Source organism: Morganella sp. BCCO 40_0007, from assembly GCF_032989665.1.
Lineage (GTDB): Bacteria > Pseudomonadota > Gammaproteobacteria > Enterobacterales > Enterobacteriaceae > Morganella > Morganella sibonii.
The window spans coordinates 277,855-299,763 of record NZ_JAVBIN010000003.1; the positions used below are offsets into that span (position 1 = coordinate 277,855).

Annotated in this window: 14 protein-coding genes and 1 pseudogene; 9 read left to right on the plus strand and 6 right to left on the minus strand. The window is 50.9% G+C overall.

Annotation, left to right across the window (positions count from 1 at the left end; translation table 11 throughout):
* Positions 1 to 37: 37 nt before the first annotated feature.
* Positions 38 to 1,906, minus strand: a complete 1,869-nt coding sequence (locus tag R5268_RS05585; RefSeq protein ID WP_317418940.1) for an amidohydrolase — start codon at positions 1,904 to 1,906, stop codon at positions 38 to 40.
* A 105-nt stretch (positions 1,907 to 2,011) separates the two neighbouring features.
* The gene (locus tag R5268_RS05590) at positions 2,012 to 2,656 is read right to left on the minus strand and encodes a hydrolase (RefSeq protein WP_317418919.1); all 645 of its coding nucleotides are present in this window, start codon (positions 2,654 to 2,656) and stop codon (positions 2,012 to 2,014) included.
* Between the two features lie 267 nt (positions 2,657 to 2,923).
* Here R5268_RS05590 and R5268_RS05595 point away from each other — a divergent pair, with 267 nt between their 5' ends.
* From R5268_RS05595 to R5268_RS19425, 4 genes and pseudogenes are all read left to right on the plus strand, one after another.
* Positions 2,924 to 3,073, plus strand: a complete 150-nt coding sequence (locus tag R5268_RS05595; RefSeq protein ID WP_410795822.1) for a transposase — start codon at positions 2,924 to 2,926, stop codon at positions 3,071 to 3,073.
* 102 nt (positions 3,074 to 3,175) lie between these two features.
* Positions 3,176 to 7,486, plus strand: a complete 4,311-nt coding sequence (locus R5268_RS05600) for a SpvB/TcaC N-terminal domain-containing protein (RefSeq protein WP_317418920.1) — start codon at positions 3,176 to 3,178, stop codon at positions 7,484 to 7,486.
* A gap of 70 nt (positions 7,487 to 7,556) precedes the next feature.
* Positions 7,557 to 9,608: pseudogene (locus R5268_RS05605) on the plus strand (RHS repeat-associated core domain-containing protein); the annotation flags it as partial.
* Positions 9,606 to 10,370 (plus strand): hypothetical protein, encoded by a 765-nt coding sequence (locus R5268_RS19425; RefSeq protein WP_410795823.1) that lies wholly within the window; start codon positions 9,606 to 9,608, stop codon positions 10,368 to 10,370. The pseudogene R5268_RS05605 and the gene R5268_RS19425, both read left to right, overlap by 3 nt.
* Before the next feature lie 372 nt (positions 10,371 to 10,742).
* Here R5268_RS19425 and guaA read toward each other — a convergent pair whose 3' ends face one another.
* Positions 10,743 to 12,320 carry a glutamine-hydrolyzing GMP synthase gene (gene guaA, locus R5268_RS05615; RefSeq protein WP_317418921.1) on the minus strand — a complete coding sequence of 526 codons (1,578 nt, stop codon included), beginning with the start codon at positions 12,318 to 12,320 and terminating at the stop codon, positions 10,743 to 10,745.
* Positions 12,321 to 12,379: 59 nt separating this feature from the next.
* On the minus strand, positions 12,380 to 13,846 hold the full coding sequence (gene guaB, locus R5268_RS05620; RefSeq protein ID WP_046892333.1) for an IMP dehydrogenase: 1,467 nt from the start codon (positions 13,844 to 13,846) through the stop codon (positions 12,380 to 12,382).
* A gap of 172 nt (positions 13,847 to 14,018) precedes the next feature.
* On the opposite strand from guaB, the gene xseA reads away from it, so the two are divergent.
* Positions 14,019 to 15,395: an exodeoxyribonuclease VII large subunit gene (gene xseA / locus R5268_RS05625; RefSeq protein WP_317418922.1), complete on the plus strand. Its 1,377-nt coding sequence runs from the start codon at positions 14,019 to 14,021 to the stop codon at positions 15,393 to 15,395.
* 44 nt (positions 15,396 to 15,439) lie between these two features.
* Here the strand turns inward: xseA and R5268_RS05630 are convergent, their stop codons facing one another.
* Positions 15,440 to 17,506: a S9 family peptidase gene (locus R5268_RS05630; protein ID WP_317418923.1), complete on the minus strand. Its 2,067-nt coding sequence runs from the start codon at positions 17,504 to 17,506 to the stop codon at positions 15,440 to 15,442.
* 150 nt (positions 17,507 to 17,656) lie between these two features.
* Between R5268_RS05630 and R5268_RS05635 the strand changes: the two genes are divergently transcribed.
* The gene (locus R5268_RS05635; RefSeq protein ID WP_218455471.1) at positions 17,657 to 18,205 is read left to right on the plus strand and encodes an NADPH-dependent FMN reductase; all 549 of its coding nucleotides are present in this window, start codon (positions 17,657 to 17,659) and stop codon (positions 18,203 to 18,205) included.
* Positions 18,206 to 18,223: 18 nt separating this feature from the next.
* Here R5268_RS05635 and R5268_RS05640 read toward each other — a convergent pair whose 3' ends face one another.
* Complete coding sequence (locus tag R5268_RS05640) at positions 18,224 to 19,030, minus strand: MBL fold metallo-hydrolase (protein WP_317418924.1); 807 nt, start codon at positions 19,028 to 19,030, stop codon at positions 18,224 to 18,226.
* 191 nt (positions 19,031 to 19,221) lie between these two features.
* Between R5268_RS05640 and R5268_RS05645 the strand changes: the two genes are divergently transcribed.
* From R5268_RS05645 to R5268_RS05655, 3 genes are all read left to right on the plus strand, one after another.
* A complete protein-coding gene (locus R5268_RS05645) occupies positions 19,222 to 19,680 on the plus strand; it encodes a DUF6097 family protein (protein ID WP_317418925.1) in 459 nt (152 codons plus the stop codon).
* A gap of 127 nt (positions 19,681 to 19,807) precedes the next feature.
* Entirely contained in the window at positions 19,808 to 20,473 is a 666-nt protein-coding gene (locus R5268_RS05650; RefSeq protein WP_046892339.1) for a response regulator, read from the plus strand.
* Complete coding sequence (locus R5268_RS05655) at positions 20,474 to 21,892, plus strand: ATP-binding protein (protein ID WP_247717345.1); 1,419 nt, start codon at positions 20,474 to 20,476, stop codon at positions 21,890 to 21,892.
* The last annotated feature ends 17 nt before the right edge of the window (positions 21,893 to 21,909 follow it).

Consider the following 21,909-nt stretch of genomic DNA (forward strand, 5'->3'; position numbering starts at 1 on the left):
TCACCACCAGCCACCGTATTAACAGACACAGCAATAATTAAAATGCAAAACAGGAACACCCCAGCGCGCCCCAGAAGGCATTATCATCCGCAACCGGTACAGACGATTTACGGGCAATATCATGCTGATGGCCGTGGACGTGACACGAGCCGCAGCACTGGTGTAACTGATTCAGAATCGCGGCTTTATTTTCCTGCTGTAAATAAGAATAATGCCCCGGGACTTTAATAACCGGTGACCAGTCAGGTAAAACCGGAATTGACGGCGGTGCCAGCGGTCCGAAAATACCGTTGCCGTAAACAACCTCGCCGTTTACCACCGTCAGCAGGGATTCAATCGCTTTAATTTCTGCTTCCGGTACACGGAAATAGTCGTCAGACAAGGCAATAAAATCCGCAAACTGCCCTGATTTAATCTGCCCTTTTTTACCCTGTTCATCAGAGAACCAGGAACTGCCGATAGTCCATAACTCTAACGCGGTATCTCTGTCTAACCGGTTATTGTCATCGTACATTTTCATACCGCCGACTGTCCGGCCTGACACCAGCCAGTAAAGCGCTGTCCACGGGTTATAACTGGCCACCCGTGTTGCGTCCGTTCCCAGACCGACCGGTACGTCTGCGTTGAGCATTTTTGCCACCGGCGGCGTGTGTTTCACCGCTTCATGACCATATCTGTCCGCAAAGTATTCCCCCTGGAATGCCATACGATGCTGGATTGCCAATCCGCCGCCCAGGGCTTTTACCCGTTCAATATTTTTTTCACTGATGGTTTCCGCATGATCGAAAAACCAGTGCAGACCGTCAAACGGGATCTCTTTATCTACTTTTTCAAACACATCCAGCATGCGGCTGATAGATTCATCATAGGTGGCATGCAGACGGAACGGCCAGCGGTGCTCAACGAGGTGGCGGATCACGGCTTCAAGTTCCGCATCCATATTGTCCGGCAGATCCGGCCTTGGTTGCAGAAAATCCTCAAAATCAGCCGCAGAAAATACCAGCATTTCCCCCGCACCATTGTGACGGAAAAAATCGGTTCCCTCCCCCGGCGACACCATGGATGTCCATTCGCGGAAATCCTCCAGTTCCTGTTTCGGACGCTGAGTAAACAAGTTATAGGCGATACGGATGGTCAGCTGATTCTGTTTTGCCAGTTCCGCGATCACCTCATAATCTTCCGGGTAGTTCTGAAAACCACCACCGGCATCAATCGCACTGGTTACCCCGAGGCGGTTAAGCTCACGCATAAACTGACGGGTTGAGTTAACCTGATAATCCAGAGGCAGTTTCGGGCCTTTCGCCAAAGCGGAATACAGCAGCATGGCATTCGGTTTCGCAATCAGCATACCGGTCGGGTTACCGTGCTCATCCCGCTGAATTTCCCCGCCCGGCAGATTTGGTGTCTCTCTGGTATAACCAATCACCCGCAGTGCTGCCTTATTCAGCAGCGCACTGTCATAAAGATGCAGTACAAAAACCGGCGTATCCGGTGAAACGGCATTTATCTCGTCTAATGTCGGCATCCGTCTTTCGGCAAACTGGAACTCACTCCAGCCGCCCACAACCCGCACCCACTGCGGCGCCGGTGTCACATCCGCCTGTGCTTTTAACATCGTCAGGGCATCCGATAATGACGGTACCCCTTCCCAGCGTAATTCAAGGTTATAGTTCAGCCCGCCGCGGATAAGATGGAGGTGCGAGTCATTCAGGCCGGGAATAATCACCCGCCCTTTAAGATCAATAATCTCCGTCTCTTCATTCCGGAGCTGCATGGCCTCATCGTTGGTTCCGACAGCAATAAATTTACCGTCACGGACTGCAACGGCCTGAGCAACGGGATTTTCACGATCGAGAGTATGAATCTCACCGTTAATAAATATTTTTGATGCGAAGATTTTATTCATCATGATGTGTTTCCTGTTTATGAGGAACTCACTGCTTATCAAAGCGTATTGTGGCAAACGGCATAAAAAAATAACCGGAGAGTGACCTCCCCGGTTATAACGCTGTTATCTGATAACGCGCTGAGGTGCTTTATGAACCATGGTATAGGCATAATCAACCCCCATACCGTAAGCACCGCTGTGCTCCTGAACCAGCCCCATCACTGCGTCATAGGTTTCTTTGCGGGCCCAGTCACGCTGGTACTCCAGTAATACCTGCTGCCAGGTCACAGGAACAGCCCCGGCCTGCACCATACGGTCAATGGAACGTTCATGCGCATCAACTGACGTACCGCCGGATGCATCAGTCACAATATAAACTTCATAACCGGCTTCAATCGCCATTAAGGTCGGGAAATTTAAGCAGACTTCAGTCCATAATGCCGCCATAACTAATTTTTTACGGCCGGTTGCTTTAACGGCTTCGACAAACTTCTGATCTTCCCAGGAGTTCATGGAGGTACGTTCGATAGGTTTTGATTCAGGATGGACGGCGAGTAATTCAGGCCAGATATATCCGCTGAAGCTTTCTGTTTCAACAGAGGTATAAATGGTCGGCACATTGAAAATTTTTGCTGCTTTTGCCAGACCAACAGTATTATTTTTCAGTTGCTGACGGTCAATATTAGCTACACCAAAAGCCATTTGCGGCTGATGATCAATAAAAATAACGGCGAAGTTTTGCGGACTTAACAGCTCTAATTTAGACATAATATATTCCTGTTCAATTAGTTAAGTTGATAACGCCTGAGTATTAAACTCACTTACTGACAGGAAACATAATAAGTTCTCACCTGATAATGACCAGATGGCAAATTTGACTTTAGAAGTCAAAAAAAATGAATGAGATTTGTTATCTGTTGATTATGTTGTTTTTTATGCTGATTTTTACAAAACAGATGAATAGCTCTGCGAGCTGGCTTTTCCGCTTTCCCTAAAATGGACCAACTATAATTAGTGAAAACAGCAGAGGTCATGATGAAGAAAGCACGTTTTACCGGGTCGCAGATTGTCAGTATTTTAAAGTTGACTGATTCCGGCATGAAGATCGATAAGATTTGTCGTCAGAACGAGTGCAGTAACGCCACATATTACATCTATGAACTACCTCCGTTTTGCAAGTACTGAATCAGGTTTTACAGAGAAGCAGCTCCCTGCCTGTAGCATGAATCGGCGAGTATCAGCCAGATAAGAACCGGCTTTTAACCGACCCGTTAAGGAGTCAGAATTATGCAGTATTCCAAAAATATACGATTAGATCCCCCCTCACTACCAAAAGGTGGTGGTGCTATCACCAACATCGGGGGGAGGATAGGCGCTGTCGGGCCTGATGGTGCAGCGACACTCTCATTGCCTCTGCCGATTACAGCAGGAAGAGGCTATGCCCCTTCTGTTAGCCTCAATTACAGTAATCAGGCGGGCAATGGGCCTTTTGGTATCGGCTGGTTTATCGGGCTACCTTCGATTAGCCGCCGCACTCATATCGGGGTTCCGGCCTATGGACCTGCGGATGAGTTTGTTGCGCCTGATGGTGAGGTGTTAGTACCTTTATTAGATGACAAAGCTAATCTTGTTGTTGAACCCAGGGAGACTCTATTAGAAACAACTCTGAATACTACTTTCAATGTAACTACTTACCGTTCCAGAGTAGAGCATGATTTTAGCCGTTTTGAATACTGGCAACCAGAAGAAGGTGAAAATGTAAATGATTTTTGGGTATGTTACAGCCCGGATGGCCAGGCCCATTTGCTGGGCTATGAATCACAAGCACGGGTAGAAGCCTCTGCCGATAATACTCATACGGCACAATGGTTACTTAATGCGTCTGTATCTGCAACCGGCGAACAAATTTGGTATTTATGGCAATCGGAAAACGACGATAATTGCAGTTTTGAAGAGAAAAGTGCGCACACAAACGCGACTGCCCAGCGTTACTTAAGCGAAGTCTATTACGGTAATCTGAAGGCCGGACATGAGTTTCCCTGTTTAAACGGGCAAGATGCACTTAACGCTGGTTGGCTATTTATTCTCATCTTTGACTATGGAACACGCAGCACCACCGTCACTGACGTTCCCGGCTTTACCGCTTCTGCGCAATGGCCTTGTCGCCGGGACTGCTTTTCTGACTATAGCTATGGTTCCGATCTTCGTACCCGGCGACTATGCCGGCAAATTCTGATGTTCCATCGGCTGGAGACATTAGCGGGTAAAGCTTCCGGCGAGGATACACCAGCGTTAGTTTCCCGGTTTCTGCTAACTTATAATGAATCGCCCTTCATCACCACGTTAGTCTCTGCCTGCCAAATGGCATTTGAGGACAATGATAAAGCATCCCCATTAGTACTACCACCATTGACACTGCGCTGGTCAATGTTTGATGAAACAGGGAATTCGTCAGACTGGCAAAAACTCGATCTTAAACACTTAACTCCTCTGCAATCCTGGCAATATGTTGATTTATGGGGAGAAGGTATCGCAGGTATATTATACCAGGATAGTGATGCATGGTGGTATCGTGCACCAGAACGCGACAGCGAAAGTAATGATCGTAATGCAGTAATATGGAGTCAACCTCACCTTCTCACCAGCATACCTTCATTGTGCTCAGGTTCGATGCTGATTGATCTAAATGGTGATGGATACCTGGAGTGGCTGGTTATACATGGCGGCGTTAGCGGCTATTACGGTCGTGACAGGAATAATGCTGAACAATGGCTGCAATTTTCACCGCTATCCGCGTTGCCTGTAGAGTTTAGCCATCCTCAGGCTCAACGAGCCGATATTACCGGCAGTGGAATAGCCGATTTGGTTTTGATTGGCCCTAACAGTGTCAGACTCTATGTTGGTCAGGGAAAAAACTGGCTGGCAGGTCAAACAGTCCGCCAATCAGATAACATTTTATTACCGATACCTGACGCTGATCCAAAAACTCTCGTCGCTTTTAGCGACCCTCTTGGCTCCGGTCAACAGCATCTCGTCCGGGTGAATGCCAATGGTGTTACCTGCTGGCCGAATCTGGGACATGGTCGCTTTGGCCAACCTATCATCCTGCCCGGATTTAGTATACCAGAGCAGGACTTTAATCCGGATCAAGTCTGTCTTGCAGACGTTGATGGCAGCGGGGCTGTTGATGTGATCTATGCTTATGCTGACAGGCTTGCTATTTTTCGTAACCAGAGCGGCAATCAGTTTTCAGCACCATTGGATATCGCATTACCACCTGGTGTTCATTACGATCATACGTGTCAGTTACAGGCTGCCGATGTGCAGGGATTAGGGTTAGCCAGTTTGTTGCTTATTGTTCCCCATATGAAAACACACCACTATGTACTGCATCTTACAAAAGAGAAACCATGGTTGCTCGTTGAGAGCAGAACTAATATGGGGGCCACCCAGCGATTAAAATACCGCAGCTCAGCCCAGTTTTGGCTGGATGAAAAAGCAGAAGCAAGGAAACGCGGAGCACCGCGGCCTTCCTGCCATCTTCCTTTCCCTTTACACACCCTGTGGCGCACCGAAACGAATGATGAGATCACTGGTAATCATCTGGTAAGTGAAATCACCTATCGTCACGGGGCCTGGGATGGAAAAGAACGGGAATTTCGCGGTTTTGGCTATGTCGCGCTGCAGGATACTGACCACGTTGCCACCAATGACGGCACTGATGACGTGGCATTCCCGTCTTTAATGTGTAGTTGGTATGCCACAGGCATTGATGCAATTGACACCGCATGTATATCCTCATTTTGGTCTGGCGATGATAATTCATTTTCAGCATTCACTCCTCGTTTTACTACGGGTGAAAGCGATGATGAGACTGACTGCTCCGCAGAAGAGCAACAGCAATATGCTTTCTGGCTTACCCGGGCAATGAAAGGTTTACTGTTGCGCAGTGAATTATATGGCCTTGATGGCAGTGAGTTGGCAAATACACCTTATAGTATTACCGAGCAACGCTTACAGACACGACTGATTGAAAAAAAAGGAAGTACACCAACCGTCTGGTCCTCCGTCATAGAAAGCCGAAGTTACCTCTATGAACGCGTTGCCTCCGATCCGCAGTGCTCTCAGCAAATCATATTGAGCAGCGACCGGTATGGTCAACCTTTACGGATGGTTAGTGTCAATTATCCCCGCCGAACCCGACCTGCTGTCAATCCTTACCCCGATACCCTGCCGGAGACTCTGTTTGCCGGTAGCTATGATGAGCAACAGCAAAATCTGTATCTGCTTCTTTCACAGTCCTCTTGGCATCATTTGGATAATCTGCCAAAAGGCGAATGGATTACTGCTCTGCCGGACAAAACCCGCAGTGATATCTTTACTGTCGAATCAGGTAAGATCCCATCCGGGGAGATGAGTCTGGAGATTCTGAACAGCGATGACAGCCCCATTGCTGACAGCAATCCTTATTCATTAACAGGACAACAACAGACTTACTGGCTGGACATAAACAACACGCCGGTGGCAACAACGCCAGCCTTTCCTCCCCGCGCAGCCTTTAGCGATACAGCCATCTTCGATAAGGAAATATTGCAACAGATACAAATTTCATTGCCTGATGATGACATTTCCGAACAGTTTTTAAAGGCTGGTTATCAACAGGCCGATTACCTCTTTACGCGAAATGCTGAAAAAACGAAAAAACTCTGGGTCACTCGTTCAGGGAGTACGGAATATGCCGGTAAGTCTCTATTCTGGCACCCTCTCGCCTATCGCAACTCGCCGTTAACCGGGAAAAATACGATCACCCGGGACCCGCACAGTTGTGTTATTACCCAATACAGAGATGCTGCAGGATTCACCGTGAAAGTACATTATGACTGGCGATTCCTGAAGCCGGCTCAAATTACGGATATTAACAATAATGTTCACAGCATTACGCTGGATGCACTGGGGCGGGTGACCAGCAGTCGTTTCTGTGGTGCAGAGAATGGTGCCGTGGCAGGGTACAGTGACAGATTATTTACTGTCCCGGTTAATGCTGAAAATGCACTGGCACTTAGTGCCCCACTCCCTGTTACGCAATGCTATGTTTATATTTCTGATAGCTGGACATGGGAAAATACGTCTAAATTACCCCCTCATATCGTTGTACTCACCACCGACCTCTATGACAGTGATTCAAATCAGCAAGTCAGACAGAGTGTTGTATTCAGTGACGGATTTGGCCGGGAGTTGCAAAGCTCTGTACGCATTGAAGCTGGTGAAGCCTGGCAGCGTACCGATGAAGGCGTATTAAAAGTCGGTGCTGATAATTTACCCGAAGCAGTGTATACGAATTCACGCTGGGTCGTCACCGGCAAAACTGAATTTGATAATAAAGGGCAACCAATTCGTAGCTATCAACCCTATTTTCTTGATAGCTGGAAGTATGTGAGAGATGAATCTGCACGATCAGATCTGTATGCAGATACGCATTATTACGATCCTGCAGGGCGTGAGTGGCAAGTTAAAACAGCTAAGGGGGGTCTGCGTCACCAGTTATTTACGCCATGGTTTACAGTGAGTGAGGATGAAAACGACACTGCGGGTGAATAGTTCTCTTTGACTTGACATCAGTGTATCAAAGGACAGCAATATTTATGCTGTACATATAAGAGAAAGCACTATGAATAATATATATAGCAAAACTCCGGAAGTATCCATTTTGGATAACCGTGGCCTGACCGTGCGCGACATCGCGTACTACCGCCATCCGGATTCCCCGGACGTTACCCGTGAGCGTATCACCCGTCATCAGTACAACGCCCGCGGCTTTCTGACGCAGAGTACTGACCCGCGCATGCACGACGCCGGACTGGCGAACTTCACATATCTTACGGACCTGGCCGGCAACGTTCTGCGTTCGCAGGGCGTGGATAACGGCATGACTGTGGCGCTGAACGATATCGCAGGCCGCCCCTTTATCGCGGTCAGCAATATCAGCACCACCGCCGATGGCACCCGGGACAGAGACCAGGCCGTGACGCATACCTGGCAATATGAGGACGCAGCGCTTCCCGGCCGTCCGCTAAGTATAACTGAACAGATAGCTGATGATACCGCCCGCATCACGGAGCGCTTTGTTTATGGCGGAAATACTGATGCGGAAAAAGTTCTGAACCTCGCCGGTGCTTGCGTCTGCCATTACGACACGGCCGGCTTAACACAGACCGACAGTATTTCCATGACCGGCGTCCCGCTCTCCGTCACCCGCCGATTGCTAAATGACGCGGACAATCCGGATACTGTGGCCGACTGGCAGGGCGCCGATACCCCGGCCCTGAGCGAACTGCTGGCTGGCGAGGCGTACACCACCCTGAACACAGCAGATGCCACCGGCGCAGTGCTGACAACCACGGATGCAAAAGGCAACCGGCAGCGGGTGGCCTATAACGTGGCGGGCCAGCTGTCGGGCAGCTGGTTGACCCTTAAGGGCGGAAAAGAGCAGCCCATCGTTGCCTCCCTGACATACTCGGCCGCAGGGCAAAAGTTGCGCGAGGAGCACGGCAACGGCGTGGTAACCGCGTACACGTATGAAGCAGAGACGCAGCGGTTGATCGGGATTAAAACGGAACGGCCGGCAGGACACGCCTCCGGGACGAAGGTACTGCAGGACCTGCGCTATGAGTACGACCCGGTGGGTAACGTGCTGGGCGTCAGTAACGACGCTGAAGAGACGCGCTTCTGGCGTAACCAGAAAGTGGCACCGGAGAACCGGTATACGTATGACAGTCTCTACCGGCTGGTCAGCGCCACCGGGCGTGAAATGGCAAACGCCGGCCGGCAAAGTCATGCCCTTCCTGATGCTGCCCTCTTCGACAGTGCCACATACACGAACTACACCCGCATCTACAGCTACGACAGCGGCGGCAACCTGACGCAGATACGCCATTCCCCGGCAACCGGCAGAGGTTACACAACCCGCATCACCGTCAGCGATTGCAGTAACCGCGGGGTACTGAGCACGCTGACGGAAAACCCCTCAGACGTTGATGCACTGTTTACCCCCGGCGGGCAACAGATGCAGTTACTGCCGGGGCAGGTACTGAGCTGGACATCACGCGGCGAGTTACTGAAGGTGGCACCAGTGGTGCGTGAGGGTGACGCCGATGACAGGGAGAGCTACCGCTACGACGCGGGTAGCCAGCGAATTCTGAAGGTCAGCATACAGAAGACCGGCAACAGTACGCAGACACAGCATGCGCTGTACCTGCCGGGTCTGGAACACCGGAGCACAATCCGCGGTAACACGGAAATGGAGAGCCTGCAGGTGGTTACCATGAGCAAGGGTGGCCGTGCGCAGGTACGCGTGCTGCACTGGGAGAGCGGCAGGCCGGATGGTATCAGCAACGACCAGATAAGATACGGCTATGACAACCTGAGCGGCAGCAGCACTCTGGAGTTGGACGGCTACGGGAACCTCATCAGCCGGGAGGAATATTATCCGTATGGCGGCACAGCGATATGGACGGCACGCAACGTGGCGGACAGCTGTAAAACGGTCAGATACGCAGGGAAAGAACGGGATGCAACGGGGCTGTATTACTAAGGTTACCGGTATTATCAGCCATGGGCAGGCAGATGGTTGTCTGCCGACCCCGCAGGGACCGTCGATGGCCTGAATCTGTTCCGGATGGTACGGAATAATCCTGTATCAAATTTTGATAGTTCGGGGTTGATAACTGTTGACGATCTTGTTAATGATGGCTTACCCCGGGAAGGGATCCTGCATGCTTTTCAGGACACAAATGCGTGGGCTCAGTTAATCGCTCTTCTTAAAAATCAATACTCCAGCTTACCTGATGATGAATTTGATGAACTATCGCAAAATGCACAAGCACTATTTAGTAGTGCACAAGCTGATGCAGAGATTTCACTTTCAAAAGGAAATGATATATTCGATACAGACAATGATATTACAGATGACTTGAGAGCTTTGTTTGATATCAACAATACAGACAAGCTTGCGGTCAGTAAATATCCTCACAGAGTGATAAAAAGAGAATTAAAAAACATGGGTGATAATATCATATTCAGAGGGGATACGCGCTCACCTGATATTATTTTAAAGGAGGGCTTTACCCCAAGAGGTAATAATGAAGATTTAGTTAAATATGTGCATAGTAATGCAGAGAGTGTATTTGTAAGTTTCACAACAGATGAAAAAATCGCAAGAAGATATGCTGTACAAAAAGAAACTGAAGGTTATATGTATATCGTAAAACGCCAGAAGGAACATATTGATGTGAATGAGGTCTTGAGTCATCCGGGAGTCTGGCAGGATAAATCGGGTAAATCCTTAGGAAGAAGGTTCTATGAATATGCGAAGGAAATAGCTGTTCCACATGGTGTTGAAGGGAGAAAAATAGTAGGTTGGTATCGTGTTGGCAGGAATAAACGCTATGAAGGTGATGGAAAGTCTCGTTCAACTATTCATTGATAGATGGTACAGATGCCAATATTATCGTAAGCAGTAAAGCCACTACCGCCAGTTATTCTTGTTCCGGTATCATTAGGTCAGAGCTCCTTCTAAACAAGATGGAGTTCTGTTGTCCACTCCCCCTTATCTGAAACTTTCCTGATTAGAGTTTTCAACTTCAGCTAAATCCCGGGCAACGCTCTGACTTGTCAGCACAATACGACGAGGAAACACCCCTCGTTGTTCCGGGTTGCAGATGGTCCGGTCTGATTTTGGAAAGAGATCACTAATAAGTACCGGACACGGCAAGCAACAAAAACAAAAAAAGCCCATTTTTACATGAGCTTAAGTCGTTATTTTGCCAGTCAGTGCCAGCGAGTTCTTATTGGGGGATTATTCCCACTCAATCGTCGCAGGTGGCTTGCCGCTGACGTCGTATACGACGCGGGAAATACCGTCGACTTCATTGATGATGCGGTTGGAGACACGGCCTAACAGGTCGTATGGCAGATGTGCCCAGTGAGCGGTCATAAAGTCGATGGTTTCGACGGCACGCAGTGAGACAACCCAGTCGTATTTACGGCCGTCGCCCATGACACCGACAGAACGTACCGGCAGGAAGACAGTGAATGCCTGGCTGACTTTGTGGTACAGATCTGCTTTGTGCAGTTCTTCGATAAAGATAGCATCGGCGCGGCGCAGGATGTCGCAGTACTCTTTTTTCACTTCGCCCAGCACGCGGACACCCAGACCCGGGCCCGGGAACGGATGGCGGTACAGCATATCGTACGGCAAACCGAGTTGCAGACCGATACGGCGGACTTCATCTTTGAACAGTTCACGCAGCGGTTCAACCAGACCCAGTTCCATATCTTCCGGCAGGCCGCCGACGTTATGGTGGGATTTGATTACATGCGCTTTGCCGGTTTCAGAGGCGGCAGATTCAATCACATCCGGATAGATAGTGCCCTGCGCCAGCCATTTGACCTGTTTCTGTTTTGATGCTTCTTCATCAAAAATTTCAATGAATGTATGGCCGATAGCTTTACGTTTGGCTTCCGGATCCGCAATACCTTTCAGGGCATTCAGGAAACGATCTTCCGCTTTGGCGTGGATGATATTGAGGTCAAATTTACCTTCGAACATCTCCATAACCTGCTCTGCTTCGTTCAGACGCAGTAAGCCGTTATCCACGAATACACAGGTCAGACGTTTGCCGATAGCGCGGTTTAACAGCATCGCGGTCACAGAGGAGTCCACGCCGCCGGAGAGCGCCAGGATGACGTGGTCGTCACCGATCTGCTCACGCAGACGGATAACGGTGTCTTCGATAATGGCTTCCGGCGTCCACAGGGCTTCACACTGACAGATATCCAGCACGAAACGTTTGAGGATTTCCAGTCCCTGGTGAGTATGAGTCACTTCCGGGTGGAACTGCACGCCGTAGAAACGTTTTTCGTCGTTTGCCATGATTGCGAACGGACAGGTTTCAGTGCTGGCAACGGTGACGAAATCAGACGGGATAGCAGTGACTTTGTCGCCGTGGCTCATCCAGACATCCAGCATCGGTTTGCCGTTGTCATCCAGCATGTCGTGGATGTCACGGAACAGTTCGCAGGTTTCGCGGATTTCGACCTGCGCATAACCGAACTCGCGCTCGTCAGAGGTTTCCACCGCGCCGCCGAGCTGCATAGACATGGTCTGCATGCCGTAGCAGATGCCGAGAACCGGCACACCGGCACTGAAGACATATTCCGGTGCGCGCGGGCTGTTGTGTTCAGTGGTACTTTCCGGGCCGCCGGAGAGAATAATACCGTTCGGATTGAAATTACGGATCTGTTCTTCAGTGACATCCCATGCCCACAGTTCACAATAAACGCCGATTTCACGGATACGGCGCGCGATCAGCTGAGTGTACTGCGATCCAAAGTCGAGGATAAGAATGCGGTGCTGATGAATATTCGTTGTCATTAATGTATGTTCCAAAAGCAAACAATTATAGGCTGGCGGTCCGCAGACCGCCGCATGAATCAGAGACCTGAACGGTAGTTTGGTGCTTCTTTGGTGATCGTCACATCATGAACGTGACTTTCCTGAATCCCGGCACCACTGATACGGACAAACTCTGCTTTAGTATTCAGTTCGTGAATAGTTGCACAACCGGTCAGTCCCATGCAAGAGCGCAGGCCGCCCATTTGCTGGTGAACGATAGTTTTCAGCACACCTTTGTAAGCCACACGGCCTTCGATACCTTCCGGCACCAGTTTGTCCGCCGCGTTATCGGTCTGGAAGTAACGGTCAGAAGACCCTTTGGACATCGCACCGAGTGAACCCATACCACGGTAAGATTTGTAAGCACGACCCTGGTAGAGTTCCACTTCGCCCGGAGATTCCTCTGTACCGGCAAACATCGAACCAACCATCACACACGCCGCACCGGCAGCCAGCGCTTTTGCGATATCACCGGAGAAACGGATACCGCCGTCAGCGATAACCGGGATACCGGTACCTTCCAGCGCTTCAACCGCATCAGAAATCGCGGTTAACTGAGGTACACCCACGCCGGTCACGATACGGGTGGTACAGATAGAACCCGGGCCGATACCCACTTTCACCGCACTGACACCAGCGGCCGCCAGGGCTTTCGCACCTTCGGCTGTTGCGACGTTACCGCCGATGATTTCGAGATCAGGGTATTTTTCACGTGTTTCACGGATGCGCTGTAACACACCTTCAGAATGGCCGTGAGAGGAGTCGATTAACAGAACGTCCACACCGGCAGCCACCAGCGCATCAACGCGCTCTTCGTTACCGGCACCGGCACCGACAGCCGCACCGACACGCAGACGGCCATGCTCATCTTTACAGGCGTTTGGTTTACGCTCTGCTTTCTGGAAGTCTTTGACGGTGATCATACCGAGCAGATGGAATGCATCATCCACCACCAGCGCTTTTTCTACGCGGCGTTCATGCATTTTCTTCAGAACCACTTCACGGGCTTCGCCTTCGCGGACAGTTACCAGTCGCTCTTTCGGCGTCATCACAGCAGTCACCGGCTGATCCAGGTCAGTCACGAAACGCACATCACGGCCGGTGATGATACCGACTAATTCATTATCAGTAGTGACTACCGGATAACCGGCGAAACCGTTCTGTTCAGTCAGAACCTGAACTTCACGCAGTGTGGTGCACGGGGTAACAGTCTGCGGATCAGAAACCACGCCGCTTTCGTGTTTTTTCACACGGCGGACTTCATCGGCCTGACGCTCGATGGACATATTTTTGTGGATAAAACCGATACCGCCTTCCTGGGCAAGGGCAATCGCCAGACGCGCTTCCGTTACGGTATCCATCGCCGCCGAGATCATCGGGACGTTCAGACGGATCTTCGCGGTGAGTTGTGTCGATAAATCGGCCGTGTTAGGCAGAACTGTGGAGTGTGCAGGAACTAAGAGGACATCATCAAAGGTTAAAGCTTCTTTTTTAATACGTAACATGTGCAATATCTCACCAGGCAGCAGGATTGAAAGAAGATAAAATATTGCCGCGGCATTATACAGGTGGTAATCGGTTGCGCCTAGCCTTTTTTTTAAAAATTCGTTGATAATCTGTCAGAAGGCGGTAGTATCGGACAATTAAGTCATTGTTTTATTATTTGATCTGGCTCACATGTTGCTACCTGAAAATACCGCAATTTTTACTGTTACCCGGTTAAATACGACAGTCCGGCAGTTACTCGAGCTGGAAATGGGCCGGATTTGGATCAGCGCGGAGATCTCCAACTTCTCGCGTCCGTCTTCCGGTCACTGGTATTTTACCCTGAAAGATGAAAAATCCCAGGTGCGGGCAGCGATGTTCCGCGGCAATAACAGCCGTGTGACATTTGTGCCGCAGAACGGGCAGCAGGTGCTGGTACGCGCCGCGATCACGCTGTATGAGCCGCGCGGGGATTATCAGCTGATTGTTGAATCCATGCAGCCTGCCGGTGAAGGCCTGCTTCAGCAGCAGTTTGAACTGCTGAAAGAGAAACTGAAAGCTGAAGGTTTATTTGATACCCGTCTGAAAAAACCGCTGCCGGTACCTGCCACCTGCGTGGGGGTGGTGACATCCGCCACCGGTGCCGCCCTGCACGATATTCTGAATATTCTGCGCCGCCGTGATCCGTCGCTGCCGGTTATTATTTACCCTGCACAGGTTCAGGGAGCTGATACACCGGCCCAGATTGTCCGTGCTATCGAAACCGCCAACCTCCGTGATGAATGTGATGTGCTGATTGTCGGGCGCGGCGGCGGCTCACTGGAAGATTTGTGGAGTTTCAATGATGAGCGGGTGGCACGGGCGATTTTTGCCAGCCGTCTGCCGGTGATCAGTGCCGTCGGCCATGAAACGGATATCACTATCGCCGATTTTGTCGCAGACTTGCGGGCACCAACGCCGTCTGCGGCCGCCGAACTGGTCAGCCGTGATCTGACTGAACGCCTGCGGCAGATCCAGTCTGTTCAGCAGCGTCTGGAAATGGCGATGGACTATTTTATTGCCAGAAAACAGCGGTTGTTCAGTCAGTTACATCACCGGTTGCAGCAACAGCATCCGCAATTGCGTCTGGCGAGGCAGCAACAGCTGATTCAGCGACTCGAACAACGGCTGATTCAGGCCGGGCAACTTATGCTGACACAAAAATCCCGTCAGCTGACACAGGCCGAACAGCGTCTGATGCGCCGTGACCCGCGTCCGCAGTTACAACAGCAGCAGCGCCATGTTCAGCAGTTGCAGTTCCGTCTCTCCTCCGCTATGCGGGAACAGCTCAGTCAGCAGCGTGAGCGTTTCGGGCGTCTCTGTTCAACGCTCGAAGGTGTCAGCCCGCTGGCAACACTCAGCCGGGGCTTCAGTATCAGCCAGACGGACAGCGGTGAGGTGCTGAACAAAACCCGCCAGGTGAAAGTCGGGCAAAAAATCACCACCCTGTTACAGGATGGCAGTGTGGAGAGTGAAATTATCGCCGTGCACAAAAAAGCGGCTGCCCGTAAACGAAAAGCCGCTGAGTAATATACGGTTTTACCGGTGACATTGTCACACATTAAGTGACAGTGTCACGAAGCCTGCTGTTCATCCACCATCAGCAGGAACACATAACCGAGTGCCACATCCCACAAATAGTTAAATCGTCCCGATTTACCGCCGTGCCCTGCTTCCATATCGGTATAGAGCAGCAGCAGATTATCATCCGTTTTCATCTCCCGCAGTTTTGCCACCCACTTTGCCGGCTCCCAGTATTGTACCTGTGAATCGTGCAGGCCGCTGGTTACCAGCATATTCGGATAGGCTTTCGCCTCAATGTTGTCATAGGGGCTGTAGGCGCGGATGTCGCGGTAAGCTGATTCATTTTCCGGATTGCCCCACTCGTCATATTCACCGGTAGTCAGCGGAATGGACGGATCAGACATGGTGGTCAGCGCATCAACGAACGGCACTTGTGTCACAATGCCGCGATACAGCTCCGGTGCCTGATTAATCACTGCTCCCATCAGCAACCCGCCCGCACTGCCGCCGGTTGCGTAGATCCGGTCTTTCGCACCATAACGCCGGGCAATCAATTCCCGTGTTACATCAACAAAATCATTAAAACTGTTGATTTTATTCTGCATTTTTCCGGCATTGTACCAGCGCTTACCCAGCTCACCGCCGCCGCGGATATGCGCCTGAGCATAAACAAAACCACGATCAAGCAGGCTCAGCCGGTTGGCGTCAAAATCCGGATCCATACTGGCGCCATAAGCCCCGTAGCCTTCAATCAGCAGCGGATTGTGTCCCAGTGAATCGTGTCCCTGTGAATCGGGTCCGCGCTGATAGTGATCTTTATGCCAGACCAGCGAAACCGGTACCTGCACGCCGTCACGGGCAGTGATCCAGATACGTTCACTGTGATAATTATCCCGCTGAAAACCGTTTACCTGCGCCTGTTTCAGTAACGTACGTTCTCCGCTGGCCATATCCAGCTCATACACCGACGCCGGTGTGGTCATCGAGGTATAGCCGTAGCGCAGCAGCTGACTGTCCGGCTCCGGATTCAGTCCGAGCCATGCACAGTAAGCACCGTCATCAAACGCGACCTGTGTTTCTTTCCCGCTCTGCCGGTGAATAATGCGGATCTGCGGCAGCGCGGCGTGCCGTTCCTGTAATACCAGCCAGTCACGGAACAGTGTGAAATCCTCCAGATCGGTATCCGGTTGCGGTGCAATCAGCGTTTGCCACGGATGCTCCGGGGAATCGGTCTGATAGAGGCCAAACAATTCATTTTCGTGGTCAGAGCGGATATAAAACTGCCCGTCCAGGTGATCAATATGATATTCGCGCCCGTCCTGACGCGGCGAGAAACAGACCGGCGGCTGTAACGGCGCATGGGCATTCACCAGCTGAACCTCAGAGGTGACCGGGCTGTGACAACCGATGAAAATCCAGTCACGGGAGGATGACAGGGATAACCCGGTATAAAAACGATCATCTTCCTCACGGTAAACCAGTTCATCCTGTGTGGTATCGGTGCCGAAACGGTGGCGATATACCTCGAACGGCAGCAATGTCTGCGGATCCTGACGGACATAGAACAACACCGAACCGTCAGCAGACCACACCAGATCGTCAGCCACGTCTGTCAGCACCGATTCCTGCCAGTCATTATCCGTCAGATCACGGTAAGCAACCTGATATTCACGGCGGCCGACTTTGTCCTCGGCAATCGCGATACGGCGGTTATCCGCACTGACAGCCAGAGAAACCAGCTCATAATACGCCAGCCCCTCTGCCCGCACATTGCCGTCCGCCAGCAGTTCCCACTGGTCGTTGTTTATTTTGCGCCGCTCATACAGCGGATACTCTTTACCGGCCTCAAAACGGGTGCGGTACACATAACCGTTATAACGGTACGGCGCGGATTCATCGGCCTGCGGCATGCGGGCAACCATTTCTTCATATAACGCTTCGCGCAGCGGTTCAGCGGCCTTCAGTTTCTGTTGTGTATAGCGGTTTTCATCCGTCAGATACTGAACAACCTGCGGATCACTGCGGGTATCATCCCGCAGCCAGTAGTAATTATCCGTCCGGGTTTCACCGTGTGCGGTGAACTGTACCGGACGTTTAAGGGCCTGCGGGATAGTCATACCTGCTCCTGATCTGTTTTTTTGTTGTGATGTCATAAAAATTTACTAAATTCTGCTCTCTGTTCCGCGATTCCGCACTATGATAGTAACGTTTTCATTTGTTTTAATTCTTTATTCATCACCGGGTTTTCACCGGTTCAGGAGGTTACAATGAAACAATACCGCGTTGCTGTTGTTGTCGGTTCGCTGCGTGAGCAAAGTTACAACCGTCAGCTGGCGCATGCTCTGGTCTCCCTTTTCCCTGCACACATTCAGTGTGAATTTGTCAGTATCGGTTCACTGCCGCTCTATAATCAGGACTGTGATGCACAGCCGCCTGCTGAAGTACTGGCATTCAAACAGCAGATTTCACAGGCTGACGGTGTGATTTTTGTCACGCCGGAGTATAACCGCTCCATCCCCGGTGTGCTGAAAAACGCGCTGGATCAGGGCTCCCGTCCGTGGGGACAGAACAGCTGGGACAGCAAACCCGCTGCCGTGATCGGCACCTCTGCCGGGGCAATGGGTACGGCGATGGCACAGCAGCACCTGCGCAATGTGCTGGCATTTCTGAATATGCCGACCCTCAACCAGCCGGAAATGTACCTGCAATGGTATGACGGCATGGTCAGCGCAGACGGCACATTCAGCGAAAAAACCGGTGCTTTTGTGCAGAAATGGGCCGATGCCTATGTCCGTTTCCTGGAAGCGCACCGCTGATAATCCGGCCGGGCAGACTCAGCGGAATGTCAGCTGCTGCCCGGTATTAAAATCATCCGCATTCAGGGCATGACGTCCTCTGTCTCCGGTACAGTGACAGCCGTACACCAGGGTTTCCGGGCCAAGTGCCTCTGCGGCACGGCGTAACGCGGCCGGTGTTGCCCGGCGCAGATGCAGTCCGCCGACCACCGCCTGTACCGGTGCATTATCCGTCAGGGCCCGCGCATGCTGTATCACTGACTCAATCCCGGAATGGCTGCATCCGGTGATAATCACAATCCCCGCCTCCCCGCGCCAGATCAGAAAACTGTCATCCCGGACATAATCCGCCTCCCCGCTTCTGAGCAAAACCCCGTAACGGCGCACCACGGCCCGCCGGGTGATTTCTCCGGCAAACAAAAAACGGGATGAAATCGCGTACGGTTTTTCGGTCAGCACAAACTGATAGTCACGGCGCAGTGTGTCCTCACTGAACAAGGGGGATAACCGTTTAAATTTCAGCGGGTAACTGCCCAGCCACAGCGCGGCACGGCGCGGTTCAAAAATGTGCGGATGCGCAATCACCGTCAGCGGGGACGGCAGTTTATGCCGTTCAGTGCGGGTTAATCCGCCGAAATGGTCATAATGACCGTGCGACAGCACCACCGCATCAATTTCTGACAGTGAAATCCCCAGCGCCTGTGCATTACGGATATAGGTATCATCTGCTCCCGTATCAAACAGCAGCGAGGTTTCGCCGTCCTCCAGCAGCAGACTCAGACCGGCGTGAGATTCCAGTTTCGGGTCAGAATTAGTATTTTCCAGCAGTGCAGTGATACGTAACATGGATAATAATCCCTGAAAGATAAATATGTTCTGCCGTTATATATAACACAGTGTTTTCCGCTATAACGCATCTGTATTGTACCGCCGGGCACAGATTATGATTTAATTCAGGTAATGTTAATAAATCAGCATGACCCGGCTGTAAAATTGTTAAATAATAGCCGGCCGATACCGACTTTCAGGAGTTCCGCATGGGAATTATTACCGCTTTTGCAAAAAGCACCGATAACAGTCAGCTTTTACGCCTTTTGCATCAGCAAATAGAAAAACAGGATGCACCGGTAGCCTGCCGTGATGATCTGGATGATCAGCTCACGGATATCGCCGCCTATATGCATGATGAACATTATCCCTCCCTGGCGGCTCGCCGGAAAAAAGTCAATATACTGACCGGGGTACTCGCCCTGCCGGTATTACTCTTCTCTCTGCTGCTGTTTTCACAGAAGATTATTGATACCCTGTCACTGAATATCGATATCAGCTACCTTTCACTGACCCTGCTGGACTATAGCCTGACGTACATTTGGGCTGTATTTATTTATGCGGCGGTGCTGTTCGGGACTATTTTTTATTTTTATTTCCTGCAAAAACAGGCAGAAAAATATGCCGGCCATCTGATAGATGACTTTATCAGCCGGATATCACGGTAACCGGGACGGATTAAGATCAGATTAAGCCCCCTTGTCACATTAATTTGCCTGCGTTGTCACAGTAAACGTCAATGCTATACTGAAATCCGCTTTTACAGAGCGAATTTACAGAGAGAGAGAAAAAAACGTGCAAATTCTATTAGTCGAAGACGATTTACAATTAGGCAAAGCACTGTGCCGGGGTCTGGAACTGGCCGGTTTCCGGGTGTGCTGGCTGCGTCTGCTGGCCGACGCCCGCAGGCGGCTGACAGAACAGCACTTTGACCTGATGCTGCTGGACCTCGGGTTGCCTGACGGCGATGGTTTTGACTCTCTGGTTGAATGGCGTAATAACGGGGAACAAATCCCGATTATTATTATGACTGCCCGCAACCAGCGTGATCATCTGGTGAATTCCCTTGATTCGGGAGCGGATGATTTTATTTCCAAACCCGTTGAACTGCCGGAGTTAATTTCGCGGGTTAAAGCGGTTTCCCGCCGTATTGCCGGTTTTTCCTCACAATTATGGAAAGTGGATAATATTACCCTTAACCCGATGAATCATCAGGTAACGCTGAACGATGAATTATTATTGCTCTCCGGCAAAGAATATCAGTTACTGTACGAATTAATGCGTAATACCGGCAATGTGGTACGCAAACCGGAGCTGGAACAGCGTTTATTCGGGCTGGACGATAAAATCGAAAGTAACTCCCTGGAAGTACATATCCATAATCTGCGCCGTAAAATCGGCAAAGAAAAAGTGATTACGGTCCGCGGAATTGGCTATCTGCTGAAAAAGGACAGCGAATAAGTGAGAATCCGCTCATTCTTTGTTTACACCGTTCTCCTCCAGACGTTCTCAATGCTCCTGCTGTGGGGCGTCTGGATCGCCTGGCTGAAATACGCTTACCTGCCGGATTTAAGTGAAGATTTTAATGCCCAGCAAATGGTTATTGCCCGGGGTATGTCCGATACCCTGCGGGAAACCCCCACAGATTCCGCCACCTTTCCGCAAATCACCCGGGCACTGGAGAGCATGTACGCCAATGCGATGAAAAGCGGGCTGGAAGAGGAAAATTATGATCCGCTGGTCGCCATTCTTCACAGCACAACGGGTGAAGTCCTGTACAGCAATAAACCGGATGTCCATATTCCGCTGAAACCGGACGGAATCGAGCGTTTTTCTGAGGACGGTGAAACCTGGTATCTTGCTTATAATACCGACCCGGATATGCAGCGCACTGCGGTGATCGGCGAATCCGGTACCGACCGTCATATGCTGATCGGCGACCCGGCAACCGGTACCGCCGTTCCGCTGCTGTTTATTCTCGGTACTATGCTGTCATCCACTATTATCACCACCTATCTCAGTCTGCGCCCGCTGCGTGAAACCACCCGCAGTATCGCCACCCGCAATCCGGGCAATCTGACACCAATCAGTATGAAGTATCAGTACAATGAAATGCGTCCGGTGCTGCATGCCATCAACCAGCTGATGCAACGGGTGGATGCCGCCAATCTGCGGGAAAAACAGTTTATGGCGGATGCCGCTCATGAACTGCGCACACCGATTGCCGCGGTACTGGCACAAATTCATCTGCTCAAACAGATTGATGACCCGGCGGAACGTAACGAAATTACCGCCGATATGGAAATCAGTCTGGATCGCGCGGTGTCATTATCGCGGCAGCTGATTGATCTGGCCCGGCTGGAAACGGAAGATTATCCGCTGAAAATGGAAAAAATCGACCTGACTCAGGCGCTGAGCCACGCTATTGCTACGCTGGTGCCCTATGCCCTGCGCAAAGATATTGAATTTTCCTTCGACGGCCCGGAAAGCTGCATTATTGTCAGCGATAAACAGGCACTGTTCTCCATTATCAACAATATATTAAATAATGCGGTGAAATACTGTCCGCCGGGCAGTCAGGCGGAAGTCTCACTGAACACCGGAACACCGGGGGAAGTGCAGATTATCATCCGTGATAACGGTGACGGGATCAGTGAACAGCATCGCCATCGTCTGTTTTCCCGTTTTTTCCGTGTCCCCGGCAGCAGTGAAAACGGCAGTGGCCTCGGCCTTGCTATTGCCCAGAATCTGGCGGAAAAAATCGGCGGTTATCTATCGGTCACCGACGGATTACAACAGCGCGGTATCGGGTTTGTGATCCATATTCCGGCTGAAAACCGTGAAATTCCCGCCGCATCCCATGACAGTTCTGATACATAAGGCTATGCTGAAAACAG

Coding starts and splice junctions, on each gene's coding strand:
- R5268_RS05595 (WP_410795822.1), top strand. CDS start 2,924: ATGAAGAAAGCACGTTTTACCGGGTCGCAGATTGTCAGTATTTTAAAG.
- R5268_RS05600 (WP_317418920.1), top strand. CDS start 3,176: ATGCAGTATTCCAAAAATATACGATTAGATCCCCCCTCACTACCAAAA.
- R5268_RS05635 (WP_218455471.1), top strand. CDS start 17,657: ATGAAACAATACCGCGTTGCTGTTGTTGTCGGTTCGCTGCGTGAGCAA.
- R5268_RS05645 (WP_317418925.1), top strand. CDS start 19,222: ATGGGAATTATTACCGCTTTTGCAAAAAGCACCGATAACAGTCAGCTT.
- R5268_RS05630 (WP_317418923.1), bottom strand. CDS start 17,506: ATGACTATCCCGCAGGCCCTTAAACGTCCGGTACAGTTCACCGCACAC.
- guaA (WP_317418921.1), bottom strand. CDS start 12,320: ATGACAACGAATATTCATCAGCACCGCATTCTTATCCTCGACTTTGGA.
- R5268_RS05640 (WP_317418924.1), bottom strand. CDS start 19,030: ATGTTACGTATCACTGCACTGCTGGAAAATACTAATTCTGACCCGAAA.
- R5268_RS05585 (WP_317418940.1), bottom strand. CDS start 1,906: ATGAATAAAATCTTCGCATCAAAAATATTTATTAACGGTGAGATTCAT.
- R5268_RS05590 (WP_317418919.1), bottom strand. CDS start 2,656: ATGTCTAAATTAGAGCTGTTAAGTCCGCAAAACTTCGCCGTTATTTTT.
- guaB (WP_046892333.1), bottom strand. CDS start 13,846: ATGTTACGTATTAAAAAAGAAGCTTTAACCTTTGATGATGTCCTCTTA.
- xseA (WP_317418922.1), top strand. CDS start 14,019: ATGTTGCTACCTGAAAATACCGCAATTTTTACTGTTACCCGGTTAAAT.